Source organism: Pseudomonas sp. BIGb0164 (genome assembly GCF_024810135.1).
Lineage (GTDB): Bacteria > Pseudomonadota > Gammaproteobacteria > Pseudomonadales > Pseudomonadaceae > Aquipseudomonas.
The window spans coordinates 181608-194672 of record NZ_JANUEA010000002.1; the positions used below are offsets into that span (position 1 = coordinate 181608).

Below are 13065 nucleotides of genomic sequence, written 5' to 3' on the forward strand. Positions count from 1 at the left end.
GGGGTCTGTGAAATAAGCCCTCCAGAGCGTCAGCTGCCGCATGGCCCCTCATCACGACTACGCCAAGCAATGGTTTGCCGCCAAAGGCTGGAAGCCATTCCCGTTTCAGAAAGAAGTGTGGCGGGCGGTCATGGACGGCCGCTCAGGTTTGCTGCACGCCAACACAGGGGCCGGTAAAACCTATGCGCTGTGGTTTGCCGCACTTAACCGCTTCGCCATCACCCGCCCACCCGTCGTCGGTAAACGCAAGCCGCCGGCCGAACCCCTGACCGTCCTGTGGATCACGCCGATGCGCGCCTTGGCTGCCGACACCGCGCGTGCCCTGGAGGCGCCGTTGGCCAGCCTACAGATTCCCTGGAGTGTCGGCCTGCGCACCGGCGATACCAGCAGCAGCGAACGTGCACGCCAGACGCGACGTCAACCCAGCACACTGGTCACCACACCAGAAAGCCTGACCCTCATGCTGGCGCGGGCCGACAGCGAAGCAAGCCTGGGGCATCTGCGCATGGTCATCGTGGATGAATGGCATGAACTGATCGGCAATAAGCGCGGTGTGCAGTTGCAACTGGCGTTGGCGAGGTTGCGGCGCTGGCACCCTGAGTTAGTGGTGTGGGGGATATCCGCGACGCTGGGTAATCAGGCTCACGCGTTAGAGGTATTGGTCCCACAAGGTGGCGGGATTAATGTGCAGGGACGAACCGCCAAGCAATTGCACGTGGACACACTGCTACCGCCTGTCACCGAACGTTTCCCGTGGGCAGGGCATATCGGTTTGAAGATGCTGCCGCAAGTGGTCGCCGAGGTAGACGCTTGTGCCAGTTGCCTGGTGTTTACCAACACACGGGCGCAATCGGAGATCTGGTATCAAGCATTGCTGGAGGCTCGCCCTGATTGGGCTGGGGTGATTGCCCTGCACCACGGATCGCTGTCCAGGGAAACCCGCGACTGGGTCGAACGAGCATTGAAAGACGGCCAGCTCAAGGCGGTGGTGTGCACCTCCAGCCTGGACTTGGGGGTGGATTTCCTGCCGGTGGAACGGGTGCTGCAAATCGGATCGGCCAAAGGCGTCGCACGCCTGATGCAACGCGCCGGGCGTTCGGGGCATGCGCCAGGGCGGCCCTCACGGGTGACACTGGTGCCGACCCATAGCCTGGAACTGGTGGAAGCGGCCGCTGCGCAGGATGCGATTGCCCTGCGGCATATCGAAGCCCGCGAATCGCCCCACAAACCGTTGGATGTACTCGTACAACACTTGGTAAGCATGGCCTTGGGCGGTGGGTTTACACCGCCAGCGCTATTGGCTGAAGTTTGCAGCGCGTGGGCGTATCGCGATCTCACGTACGCCGATTGGGCCTGGGCCCTGGGGTTTGTACGGCATGGCGGCCTGTCGCTGACGGCCTACCCGGATTACCGTCGCGTCGAGCCGGATGAGCACGGCACTTGGCGCGTCCCCGATGCACGCCTGGCGCGTCGTCATCGCATGAGCGTGGGCACTATCGTGAGCGATGCCAGTATCCACCTGAAATTCTGGAGCAAGGGCGGCGGCGGCAAGAACCTGGGCAGTGTCGAGGAAGGTTTCATCGCCAGGCTCAAGCCGGGAGATGGCTTTCTGTTTGCCGGGCGGCTGCTGGAACTGGTACGGGTGGAAAACATGACCGCCTATGTACGGCGCAGCACCGCGAAAAAGGCCGCTGTACCACGCTGGAATGGCGGACGAATGCCGCTTTCCAATGAGTTGGCCCAGGCGGTGGTGGAACGTTTTGACGCTGCTGCACACGGGCATTTCGACGGCCCGGAGATGCAGGCAGTGCAACCCTTGTTGCAGACGCAATTGCGCTGGTCCGGGCTGCCGACGCGCAAGCATTTGCTGGCCGAGGCCTTCAAGTCGCGCGAGGGGTGGCACCTTTTTCTCTATCCCTTTGCCGGGCGGCAGGTACACCTGGGGTTGGCGAGCCTGTTGGCGTGGCGGGTCAGCCGGCATCAGGCGGTTACCTTTTCGATCGCGGTCAACGATTACGGGCTGGAGTTGTTAAGCGCCACAGAAGTGCAATGGCCGGTATTGCTGGACGAGGCGTTGTTGAGCCCCGACGATCTGTTGGAAGACGTTGTTGCCAGCCTGAACGCAGGAGAACTGGCCCTGCGGCGCTTTCGCGAGATCGCACGCATCGCCGGCCTGGTATTCGCCGGCTACCCCGGCTCGCCGAAAAGCACGCGTCAGGTGCAGGCTTCCAGCGGGTTGTTCTTTGAGGTGTTCAAGCAATATGACCCACAGAACCTGCTGCTGACCCAGGCGGGGGAAGAAGTCCTGCGCAATGAGTTGGATATTCACCGGTTGGAACAGACGTTACATCACCTGTCGACACTGAAACTGGACATGCACCTGATCGAACGGCCTACCCCCCTGGCCTTCCCCCTGCTGGTGGAGCGCATGCGCGAAAGCATGAGCTCGGAAAAACTGTCGGAGCGCATCGCGCGGATGGTCAAGGACCTGGAAAACGTCGCGGACAACGGGAAACGTTGATGACCTGTTCAGTGATGCTTGAGGGTGAAGAGCTGTGGCTGCTGGCGGACAAGGCCGTGTACTGGCCCGCCCGCCGCTGCCTGCTGATTGCCGATGCGCACTTGGGCAAGGCGTCGGCTTATCGAAGCCTGGGGCAGCCGGTGCCGCAAGGCACCACCACCGAGAACCTGGCAACGCTGGATCGGCTTCTGGCCGCTGTTACGTGCGAGCAGGTGATCTTTCTCGGTGACTTCCTGCACGGTCCAGGCTCCCACGCTTCGGGCACCCTTGGGGCCTTGAGGGCGTGGCGAGCGCACCACCGCTCGCTGATCCTGGTGCTGGTGCGCGGCAATCACGACAAACGTGCGGGCGACCCGCCTGCGGATTTGGGCATTGAGGTGGTTGAAGAGCCTTTATTGATGGGGCCATTTGCCCTGCAGCATGAACCGCAGGTCCATCCCAGCCACCACGTGCTGGCGGGGCATGTGCACCCGGTGTATCGCTTGCGCGGCAAAGGCCGGCAAAGCTTGCGCCTGCCGTGCTTTCAGATCGGCCAGCGGGTGAGCGTGCTGCCAGCGTTTGGCGCTTTTACGGGCGGCTATCCAGTGCAGGTGGGCAAGGATCAGCAGGTGTTTGTGATCGGCGGCAACGAGGTATGGCCGGTACGCTGAAGAGCCGGCCATGCCTGCTGCCCAATCAAATCAGGCGACGGGCGCGGGTGGCGGTTCATCTGGAAGGGTGGGTTCACCCGGTTCGGTGGGCTGCTGTGGCCAGTCCTCGTCGGGTTGGCCGGGAATGCCGCCCGCAAACGCTGGGTCAGCCATCAGGGACCAGGCCAGAACACCAATCTGGTTGGGTTCAAGCCGAGCGAGTTCGGCGCTTATTCGCGGGTCGAGCTTCATAAGGTACTCCTCAAGCGTGGCTCGGCGCGTTTTGCACGCGCCGAGGCAGTACACTTAATAGAGTCACTTCCCGCAGACAAATTCCCTTTACGTGTAAGACCTTTCGATCAAGCGCGTGGGAGAGTAACGCCGCGCTGACCTTGGTACTTGCCGCCACGGTCTTTATAGGACACTTCACAGGCCTCATCGGACTGCAGGAACAGCATCTGCGCCACACCTTCGTTGGCGTAGATCTTGGCCGGCAACGTGGTGGTGTTGGAGAACTCCAGGGTCACATGACCTTCCCACTCAGGCTCAAGCGGCGTCACGTTGACGATGATGCCGCAACGCGCGTAGGTGCTTTTACCCAGGCAGATGGTCAGCACGTCGCGGGGAATACGGAAGAACTCCACGGTGCGCGCCAGGGCAAAGGAGTTTGGCGGGATGATGCACACGTCGCTCTTGATGTCGACGAAGCTTTTTTCGTCGAAGTTTTTCGGATCGACGGTCGCCGAGTTGATGTTGGTGAACACCTTGAACTCATCGGCGCAACGCACATCGTAGCCGTAGCTGGAAACCCCGTACGAAATCAGGCGTTCGGCGCCTTCGCCGCGCATCTGGCGCTCTACGAAGGGCTCGATCATGCCGTGCTCTTGCGCCATGCGGCGAATCCACTTGTCCGATTTGATGCTCATGGCGGGTGTCCTGAATAGCGAGGTGGAAAAATTCTGTTGGGCATCTTACCGGGGCTGGCCCCGGGGTTCAAAGGCCGCCGGGCTTTTCTTGATGAATGCGTGCATGGCTATAAGCCGCAGCCAGCGGGGCCGGGACCCTGGTTGTACGCGACCGGTGACCGTAAATACCACCGCCAGTCACGAAAATGGAGAAACCTTCGGAAATATCATTGGCACGTTCCGGAAAAAGGGTTAAGGTGGCGCCACTGTGCTGCTTGTGTCACTGAGAATCTCTACACGATATGTTGAATTTCGATCCAACCATCTCCAAGAATTTTTCCTGCTCTTTGCACTCAGTCTCGGCCAGGGCTTTTCCTGAGTCGCAGTTAACTTTGTCCAAGGAGATACACCATGTCTAATCGCCAAACTGGTACCGTTAAGTGGTTCAACGATGAAAAAGGCTTCGGCTTCATCACTCCACAATCCGGTGACGACCTGTTCGTTCACTTCAAAGCTATCCAATCCGACGGCTTCAAAAGCCTGAAAGAAGGCCAACAGGTTTCTTTCATCGCTACCCGCGGTCAGAAAGGCATGCAAGCTGAAGAAGTTCAAGTTATCTAACTTGTACTGACTTAGTCGAAAAGACCCCGCCCTTAAAAGCGGGGTTTTTTTATGCCTGTAATTTGGTGTTGGTATCCCTTGTAGGAGCCCGGCTTGCCGGCGATGGCGATCTCAGAGCTGCCATCGCCGGCAAGCCGGGCTCCTACAGGGGACGTGTTGGTTATGAATGATCAGCACACAGCAAAACGCCCGGTGCACTCCCATGCACCGGGCGTTTTGTTATAGCCGTCTTAATCGTTACTGGAACAACGACTCACTCGACAAGCCATTCTTCTCGAGGATCTCACGCAAGCGCTTGAGGCCCTCCACCTGGATCTGGCGCACCCGCTCGCGGGTCAGGCCGATCTCCAGGCCTACATCCTCCAGAGTGCTGCTCTCATGGCCGCGCAGACCGAAGCGGCGAATCACCACCTCACGCTGCTTGTCCGTGAGCTCCGACAGCCACTGGTCAATGCTTTGGGAAAGATCATCGTCCTGCAACAGCTCGCAAGGATCTGTAGGACGATCATCCGTCAGGGTGTCCAGCAGGGTTTTATCCGAATCCGGACCCAGCGAGACGTCGACCGAAGACACACGCTCGTTCAGACCAAGCATGCGCTTGACCTCCCCTACCGGTTTTTCCAGCAGGTTGGCGATTTCTTCGGGCGAAGGTTCATGATCGAGTTTCTGGGTAAGCTCACGCGCCGCCCGCAGGTAGACGTTGAGCTCCTTGACCACATGGATCGGCAACCGGATCGTGCGGGTCTGATTCATGATCGCCCGTTCGATGGTCTGGCGAATCCACCAGGTAGCATAGGTTGAAAAGCGGAAACCCCGCTCAGGGTCGAACTTCTCCACCGCCCGGATCAGGCCCAGGTTGCCCTCCTCGATCAGGTCCAACAGGGAGAGCCCACGATTGACATAGCGTCGGGCGATTTTCACCACCAGCCGCAGGTTGCTTTCAATCATGCGCTTGCGCCCAGCCGGATCGCCCTTTTGCGACAATCGCGCAAAATGGACTTCTTCTTCGGGAGTCAGCAGAGGGGAAAAGCCGATTTCATTGAGGTACAGCTGGGTCGCGTCGAGCGCCCGAGTGTAGTCAATGTACTTGTGTTGCTTTAACGCGGTGGAGTTCTTGGATTTGGTGCGAACTGAAGGTGCAGCTGACCCCTCATTATTCGACATCGATTCCGTATCGATGGGTTCTCCCATAAGGAGAAGCTCATCGTCGATGTCAAACTCCGGCGCTTCTTTACTGAGAGCCATTGTTATAGTCCTTTGGTGAGTTCGACCTCAAGCTCAAGCGACGCCTTTATCCTTGGCAACGCTGGAGCCTGTTCCTTCTACGTGAGGGAACAGGCTGTGCAACACATCAACGACGGGGCAGGAATTGCAGCGGATCTATAGGCTTCCCTTGGCGGCGAATCTCAAAGTGCAGTTTCACCCGGTCTGTACCAGTTGACCCCATTTCGGCAATTGTCTGTCCGACTTTGACCTGCTGCCCCTCCCGAACCAACAGCCTACGGTTGTGACCGTAAGCACTGACGTAGGTATCGCTGTGTTTGATGATGACCAGCTCGCCGTAGCCCCGTAAACCACTCCCGGCGTACACCACTGTCCCATCAGACGCAGCTAAAACAGGCTGTCCCAAATCTCCGGCGATATCAATGCCTTTATTCAAACTACCGTTTGAAGAGAATTTTCCAATCAACACGCCGTTTGAAGGCCATCCCCAACCCGTCGGCGCAGGGCCTGGAGGTGGCAACGGCGCAGGTGTCGGCTTGCTCGCAACCGTAGGCGCAGCGGTGCCTGCAGGGCGGGTGATGATGGTGGTCTTGCTCGAAGACGAGGGCGAAGATCCGGTGTTTGTCACAACTCTCGTAGGCGTTGAACCCGTACGCCCGTCAAAGCGAATGACCTGACCTATTTGTATCGTATAGGGGACAGGAATATTGTTACGAGCTGCGAGCGCCTTGTAATCCCAGCCGTAGCGAAAGGCGATTGAGAACAGCGTGTCCCCCTTTCGTACTACATATTGCCCGGTGGTGACCGTCGGCTTCTGGGGTACGGCACTGGCGTTGTTGCGGTCGACAACCCGCGCACCACTGGAGGGAGAGCTGGAGCAGCCCGCCAACAAGGAACTCAAGACAAGGCCAAGCACCAGTCGCTGAAAACTTGTTTTACTCATACGCTGCGCAAGACCTGTGAGACTCACCCGCCGCTCCCTTTGTGGTGGCTGAACATGAATGCCTGTATCAGGCTTGAAATATGACGCAAGTATAACTGGGCATTGGTTTTTTACCGGCACACGGCTGAAACGAAAAATTCATCGTGTTTAAAATCGAAAGCCAAGCATGTTGACTCTATAGACCCCGCCGTAAGACACATCGCCACCGACAGAATTCACTGCCCGCGAACAAATGATCAGGCCAGCGGGCCATTGAGCAACGGCACAAAGCGCACGGCGCCCAGTACATGCCGTGAAAAACCTTCGTCTTCACGGATAATGAGCATCAATTGTTGCACTTCGCCGGAGCCCACCGGGATCACCAACCGCCCGCCAGGCGCCAGTTGATCGAGCAGTGCCTGTGGAACATCGGTCGCCACGGCGGTGACAATGATGCCGTTGTACGGCGCGAGTGCCGGCCAGCCTTCCCAGCCATCTCCCCAGCGGAACACCACGTTGCGCAGGTTCAACTCCACCAGGCGTTCCTTGGCGCGGTCCTGCAGGACCTTGATGCGCTCCACCGAGAACACACGCTCCACCAGTTGCGACAGCACGGCGGTCTGGTAGCCCGAGCCGGTGCCGATCTCCAGCACCTTGTCCAACGGCCCCGCCGCCAGCAGCAACTCGCTCATGCGCGCAACCATATAAGGCTGGGAGATGGTCTGGTTGTGGCCGATCGGCAAAGCGGTGTCTTCGTAGGCGCGGTGCGCCAGGGCTTCATCGACAAACAAGTGCCGTGGCGTGCGCCGGATCACTTCCAGCACCTGCGCATTGGACAAGCCTTCTTCATACAGGCGCTGGATCAAACGCTCACGGGTGCGCTGGGAGGTCATCCCGATGCCACGGCGCAACAGGTCATCCTGTTCACGAGCCATCAGCGCAGCCCCTCCAGCCAGCCATCGAGACTACTGAAGGCATCACTGAAGGTGCGATCAAGTTGCAGCGGGGTAATCGAGACATAACCTTGCATCACCGCATGAAAGTCCGTGCCGGGGCCACCGTCTTCGGCATCGCCCGCTGCGGCAATCCAATAGCCTTCCTTGCCACGCGGGTCGACCACCTTCAACGGCGCCGCGGCACGGGCACGATGGCCCAGGCGCGTGAGCTGGATACCGCGGATGTGGTCGAGCGGCAGGTTGGGAATATTGACGTTGAGCACAGTACGCGGCGGCAGGTCCAGTGAACCGTGGGCCTCCACCAGCTTGCGCGCGAAATAGGCGGCTGTGGGCAGGTTATCCAGTTGCCGCGAAGCGAACGAAAAGGCAAACGAGGTCCGGCCGAGAAAGCGCCCTTCAAGGGCCGCCGCCACCGTGCCGGAATACAGCACGTCATCGCCCAGGTTGGCGCCGAGGTTGATCCCCGACACTACCAGGTCCGGCTCAAGGTCCAGCAGGCTGTTGATTGCCAGATGCACACAGTCGGTGGGCGTGCCGTTCACGCTGATAAAGCCATTGGCCAGGACTTGCGGGTGCAGCGGACGGTCGAGCGTCAGCGAACTGCTGGCGCCGCTCTTGTCCTGGTCCGGGGCGACCACCACGCATTCGGCATAATCCTGCAGCGCAGCATAGAGCGCGGCAAGGCCAGGTGCGGTGGCACCGTCATCGTTTGATATCAGAATACGCATGGGTTGTCCGTCTGCCCCACCGGCACCAGATCAACAAGCTCGCGCACCAAGACAGTGGCGAAGCATCCGGCCGGCAGGACGAATTCCAATTGCAGAATGTCCAGCGACGGATAATGCCACGTCAACCCGCCAATGGGCAGTCGCAGAATGCGACGTTCCTGGCTCATGCCCGCCTTCGCCAGCCAATCGCGCAAGTCCGCTTCACCGGCGGCGACCGACTGCTCCAGTTCAAAGGTTGCGCCCGTGGCCGGTGAATCACCCTCGCCCCACTGTGGCCCGGTGGGATGCAGGTCGAGAATCGCCAGGCGCGGGTCGCTGCATTCAGCCTCCCCGGCCGGGAAGAAACTGCGGCTGTCGGTGAACGCCAGCAGATCACCGACTTGCGCACGCTGCCAGGAGCCATCGGCCACCCGCGCCGCCAGCACTTTGTTGAACAGGTAACTGCGTGCCGTGGACAGCAGGCGCGAGCGCACATTGCGCTGCTCCGGCAAGGCTTTGCGCGCCGCCCACTCACGGGCGTCCACCACATTGCCACCGTTGTGGCCAAAGCGCTGGGCGCCGAAATAGTTGGGAATGCCGTGTTGCGCAATCAGTTGCAACCGCGCATCGATGGCAGCGGTGTCACCGGCCAGCTGGGTCAGGCGCAGGGTGAAACCATTGGCCGAATGCGCGCCGCGTTGCAGCTTGCGTTTGTGACGCACGATTTTCAGGATCTTGAGCGTGTCGTTTTCCGCACCACTCATGTCCGGGTCGGCCTTGCCGGGCAGTTGCACGCTGAACCACTGGCGGGTCAGCGCCTGGCGATCCTTGAGCCCGGCATAGCTGACCGTGCGCAAAGGCACGCCCGCCGCCTTGGCGATACGCCGTGCGGCCTCTTCGGTATTGAGCCCGCGCTTCTCCACCCACAGCCAGAGGTGCTCGCCGTCGCCGGTCAGCGGGATGTCCAGCACTTCGTCGACCTGGAAGTCTTCAGCCGTGGCTTTGAGTACCGCGCTGCCCAAGGCCTCGCCATAGGCCCGCGGGCCCAGCAGTTGCAGGTCATTCATGCGCGCAGCAACAAGGCAACGGCGTGCACCGCGATGCCCTCTTCACGACCGGTAAACCCGAGCTTTTCGGTGGTGGTGGCTTTCACGTTCACTTGATCCAGTTCAATTTGCAGGTCTGCGGCGATCAGCGCCCGCATCGACTCGATATGCGGCGCCATTTTCGGCGCCTGGGCCACGATGGTGTTGTCGACGTTGCCGACCTTCCAGCCCTTGGCATGGATCAGGCCGACCACGTGACGCAATAGCACACGGCTGTCCGCGCCCTTGAAGGTCGGGTCGGTGTCCGGAAAATGCTTGCCGATGTCGCCCAACGCCGCAGCGCCGAGCAAGGCATCGCTCAAGGCATGCAACACGACATCGCCGTCGGAATGAGCCAGCAACCCATGGTGATGTGCAATGCGCACGCCACCCAGGGTGATGAAATCGCCGTCGGCGAAACGGTGCACATCATAGCCGTGACCAATACGCATAAAAAAACGCCCCGATTTAATTCAGGGCGTGATTCTACCTACTTTTGCCTCACATTAACCGAGCAAAGCACGTCCGTGATGACGCAAATGATCGTCAATGAAGCTGGCGATAAAGAAGTAGCTGTGGTCATAGCCGGGTTGCAGGCGCAGTTCCAGCGGATGGTTGGCCGCCTTGGCAGCTTGCTGCAGGGCTTCGGGCTTGAGCTGGACCGCGAGGAAATCGTCGCGGTCGCCCTGGTCCACCAGCAGTGGCAGTTTTTCCGAGGCTTCGCTGATCAGCACACAGGCGTCCCATTCGCGCCACTTAGAGCGCTCTTCGCCCAAATAACGCGAGAAGGCCTTCTGGCCCCACGGGCAATCCATCGGGTTGTTGATCGGCGAGAACGCCGACACCGATTGGTAACGCCCGGGGTTGCGCAGCGCACACACCAGCGCGCCGTGGCCACCCATGGAGTGACCACTGATGCCACGCTTGTCCGAAGCCGGGAAATGCGCTTCAACCAGTGCCGGTAATTCCTGCACTACGTAGTCATGCATCCGATAGTGCTTGGCCCAAGGCTCCTGCGTGGCATTCAGATAGAAGCCCGCACCGAGGCCGAAATCCCAGGCGTTGTCCGGGTCGCCCGGCACACCGGGGCCACGGGGGCTGGTGTCCGGTGCCACGATGATCAACCCCAGTTCGGCCGCCATGCGCTGGGCGCCGGCCTTTTGCATGAAGTTTTCATCCGTGCAGGTCAGGCCGGACAGCCAGTACAACACCGGCAGCTTGCCGCCCTGCTCCGCTTGCGGCGGCAGGTAGACGGCGAAGGTCATGTCGCAACCGAGCACATCGGAATGATGCTTGTAGCGTTTATGCCAGCCGCCGAAGCTCTTCTGGCACGACAGGTTTTCCAGACTCATGGCCGACCTCAGAAGTGGATGACGGTACGAATGCTCTTGCCTTCATGCATCAGGTCAAACGCTTTGTTGATGTCTTCCAGGCCCATGGTGTGGGTGATGAAGGTGTCCAGCGGGATCTCGCCGGTCTGGGCCATTTCCACGTAGCTTGGCAATTCGCTGCGGCCGCGCACGCCGCCGAACGCCGAACCACGCCAGACGCGCCCGGTAACCAGCTGGAATGGGCGGGTAGCGATTTCCTGGCCGGCACCGGCCACGCCGATGATCACCGACTCGCCCCAGCCCTTGTGGCAGCACTCGAGGGCGGCGCGCATCAGTTGCACGTTGCCGATGCACTCGAAGGAGAAGTCCACGCCGCCGTCGGTGAGGTCGACAATCACGTCCTGGATCGGGCGGTCGTAGTCTTTCGGGTTGATGCAATCGGTAGCGCCCAGCTGCTTGGCGATTTCGAACTTGGCCGGGTTGATGTCGATGGCAATGATGCGACCCGCCTTAGCCTTCACCGCGCCGATCACCGCTGACAAACCGATACCGCCCAGGCCGAAGATGGCCACGGTGTCGCCTGGCTTGACCTTGGCGGTGTTGATCACCGCACCGATGCCAGTGGTGACGCCGCACCCCAGCAGGCAGACTTTTTCCAGCGGCGCTTCTTTAGGAATCTTGGCCACGGAAATTTCCGGCAGCACGGTGTACTCGGAGAAGGTCGAAGTCCCCATGTAATGGAAAATCGGCTGGCCCTTGTAGGAGAAGCGCGTGGTGCCATCCGGCATCAGGCCCTTGCCCTGGGTGGAGCGAATGGCCTGGCACAGGTTGGTCTTGCCCGACAGGCAGAATTTGCACTTGCCGCATTCCGGGGTGTACAGGGGGATCACGTGGTCGCCCACGGCCACCGACGTGACGCCCTCGCCGATCGCTTCAACCACCGCGCCGCCTTCGTGGCCGAGGATCGACGGGAAGATACCTTCCGGGTCTGCGCCCGACAGGGTGTAGGCGTCGGTATGGCAGACACCGGACGCAACCACGCGCAACAGCACTTCGCCCGCCTTGGGCATGGCCACATCCACTTCAACGATCTCGAGGGGCTTCTTGGCTTCGAAGGCTACGGCGGCGCGGGACTTGATCATCCGGGTTTCTCCAGGGGGTTAAAAACTGAGACGGCGAGTGTAAAACATGGCCTGTTGATTAATAATCCAACCAAAAGCAAAACTTTATTGCTGTACGGGGATAATCACCATGCTGGAAAACCGCTGGGAAGGCATCGATGAGTTTGTCGCCGTAGCCGAATGCAGCCAATTCACCGCCGCGGCCGAGCGACTCGGGGTGTCTTCGTCCCACATCAGCCGGCAGGTGGCACGCTTGGAAGAACGCCTGCAAACCCGCCTGCTCTATCGCAGTACGCGCAAGGTCACCCTGACCGAGGCCGGCCAGACCTTTCTGCAGCATTGCCAGCGCCTGCAGGATGGCCGCGAAGAAGCCCTGCGCGCAGTCGGCGACCTCACCAGTGAGCCCAAGGGCATGTTGCGCATGACCTGCGCCGTGGCGTACGGCGAGCGCTTTATCGTGCCGCTGGTCACGCGGTTCATGGCGCTCTACCCGCAATTGCGCGTGGACATTGAGCTGACCAACCGCCAATTGGACCTGGTGCACGAAGGCCTCGACCTGGCGATCCGCCTGGGCCGCCTGCAGGATTCACGCATGGTTGCCAGCCGCCTGGCGCCCCGGCGCATGTACTTGTGCGCTTCGCCGTCCTACTTGGAACGGTATGGTCGGCCACATAGCTTGTCGGAATTGAGTCGGCACAATTGCCTGATCGGCAGCTCGGATATCTGGCAACTGGCTCAGGACGGGCGGGAATTCTCCCAGCGCGTGCAGGGAAACTGGCGCTGCAACAGTGGGCAGGCGGTGCTGGATGCCGCACTTCAGGGCGTGGGGTTGTGCCAGTTGCCGGATTATTACGTGCTGGAGCATTTGCACAGTGGTGCGCTGGTGTCGCTGTTGGAAGCGCATCAACCGCCGAATACGGCGGTGTGGGCGTTGTATCCGCAGCAGCGGCATTTGTCGCCGAAAGTGCGCAAGTTGGTGGATTTTTTGAAGGTGGGGTTGGCACAGCGGCCTGAGTACAGCGTGTAAGTATGGGTTGTTTGTG

At 60.3% G+C, this 13065-nt stretch carries 14 protein-coding genes; 4 read left to right on the forward strand and 10 right to left on the reverse strand.

Annotated elements, in window-relative coordinates:
* Window positions 1-40 precede the first annotated feature (40 nt).
* Both M2394_RS04775 and pdeM read left to right on the forward strand, forming a co-directional pair.
* The gene (locus tag M2394_RS04775; RefSeq protein WP_259171796.1) at window positions 41-2521 is read left to right on the forward strand and encodes a ligase-associated DNA damage response DEXH box helicase; all 2481 of its coding nucleotides are present in this window, start codon (window positions 41-43) and stop codon (window positions 2519-2521) included.
* A complete protein-coding gene (pdeM, locus tag M2394_RS04780; protein ID WP_178919003.1) occupies window positions 2521-3171 on the forward strand; it encodes a ligase-associated DNA damage response endonuclease PdeM in 651 nt (216 codons plus the stop codon). The genes M2394_RS04775 and pdeM overlap by 1 nt, the downstream gene beginning before the upstream one ends.
* A gap of 30 nt (window positions 3172-3201) precedes the next feature.
* On the opposite strand, the gene M2394_RS04785 is transcribed toward pdeM, so the two are convergent.
* A complete protein-coding gene (locus M2394_RS04785) occupies window positions 3202-3402 on the reverse strand; it encodes a hypothetical protein (RefSeq protein ID WP_176994712.1) in 201 nt (66 codons plus the stop codon).
* Between the two features lie 107 nt (window positions 3403-3509).
* Complete coding sequence (gene dcd / locus M2394_RS04790) at window positions 3510-4076, reverse strand: dCTP deaminase (protein WP_016973172.1); 567 nt, start codon at window positions 4074-4076, stop codon at window positions 3510-3512.
* A 390-nt stretch (window positions 4077-4466) separates the two neighbouring features.
* On the opposite strand from dcd, the gene M2394_RS04795 reads away from it, so the two are divergent.
* The gene (locus M2394_RS04795) at window positions 4467-4676 is read left to right on the forward strand and encodes a cold-shock protein (protein WP_002554837.1); all 210 of its coding nucleotides are present in this window, start codon (window positions 4467-4469) and stop codon (window positions 4674-4676) included.
* Between the two features lie 237 nt (window positions 4677-4913).
* Here the strand turns inward: M2394_RS04795 and rpoS are convergent, their stop codons facing one another.
* The 8 genes from rpoS to M2394_RS04835 all read right to left on the reverse strand — a co-directional run bounded on the left by rpoS (window position 4914) and on the right by M2394_RS04835 (window position 12043).
* Window positions 4914-5921, reverse strand: a complete 1008-nt coding sequence (gene rpoS, locus M2394_RS04800; protein ID WP_178919005.1) for an RNA polymerase sigma factor RpoS — start codon at window positions 5919-5921, stop codon at window positions 4914-4916.
* A 106-nt stretch (window positions 5922-6027) separates the two neighbouring features.
* Entirely contained in the window at window positions 6028-6870 is an 843-nt protein-coding gene (locus M2394_RS04805; RefSeq protein ID WP_259171797.1) for a peptidoglycan DD-metalloendopeptidase family protein, read from the reverse strand.
* A 209-nt stretch (window positions 6871-7079) separates the two neighbouring features.
* Window positions 7080-7715, reverse strand: a complete 636-nt coding sequence (locus M2394_RS04810; protein WP_169850588.1) for a protein-L-isoaspartate(D-aspartate) O-methyltransferase — start codon at window positions 7713-7715, stop codon at window positions 7080-7082.
* A 41-nt stretch (window positions 7716-7756) separates the two neighbouring features.
* Window positions 7757-8506, reverse strand: coding sequence for a 5'/3'-nucleotidase SurE (surE, locus tag M2394_RS04815; protein ID WP_259171798.1), 750 nt, complete (start codon window positions 8504-8506; stop codon window positions 7757-7759).
* A complete protein-coding gene (truD, locus tag M2394_RS04820) occupies window positions 8494-9552 on the reverse strand; it encodes a tRNA pseudouridine(13) synthase TruD (protein ID WP_178919011.1) in 1059 nt (352 codons plus the stop codon). The genes surE and truD overlap by 13 nt, the downstream gene beginning before the upstream one ends.
* Window positions 9549-10022: a 2-C-methyl-D-erythritol 2,4-cyclodiphosphate synthase gene (ispF, locus tag M2394_RS04825; RefSeq protein WP_178919013.1), complete on the reverse strand. Its 474-nt coding sequence runs from the start codon at window positions 10020-10022 to the stop codon at window positions 9549-9551. The genes truD and ispF overlap by 4 nt, the downstream gene beginning before the upstream one ends.
* A 54-nt stretch (window positions 10023-10076) precedes the next feature.
* Window positions 10077-10922: an S-formylglutathione hydrolase gene (fghA, locus tag M2394_RS04830; protein WP_176994706.1), complete on the reverse strand. Its 846-nt coding sequence runs from the start codon at window positions 10920-10922 to the stop codon at window positions 10077-10079.
* A gap of 8 nt (window positions 10923-10930) precedes the next feature.
* Window positions 10931-12043 carry an S-(hydroxymethyl)glutathione dehydrogenase/class III alcohol dehydrogenase gene (locus M2394_RS04835; protein ID WP_010212435.1) on the reverse strand — a complete coding sequence of 371 codons (1113 nt, stop codon included), beginning with the start codon at window positions 12041-12043 and terminating at the stop codon, window positions 10931-10933.
* Window positions 12044-12152: 109 nt separating this feature from the next.
* On the opposite strand from M2394_RS04835, the gene M2394_RS04840 reads away from it, so the two are divergent.
* Window positions 12153-13049 carry a LysR substrate-binding domain-containing protein gene (locus tag M2394_RS04840; protein ID WP_178919015.1) on the forward strand — a complete coding sequence of 299 codons (897 nt, stop codon included), beginning with the start codon at window positions 12153-12155 and terminating at the stop codon, window positions 13047-13049.
* Window positions 13050-13065: the final 16 nt, after the last annotated feature.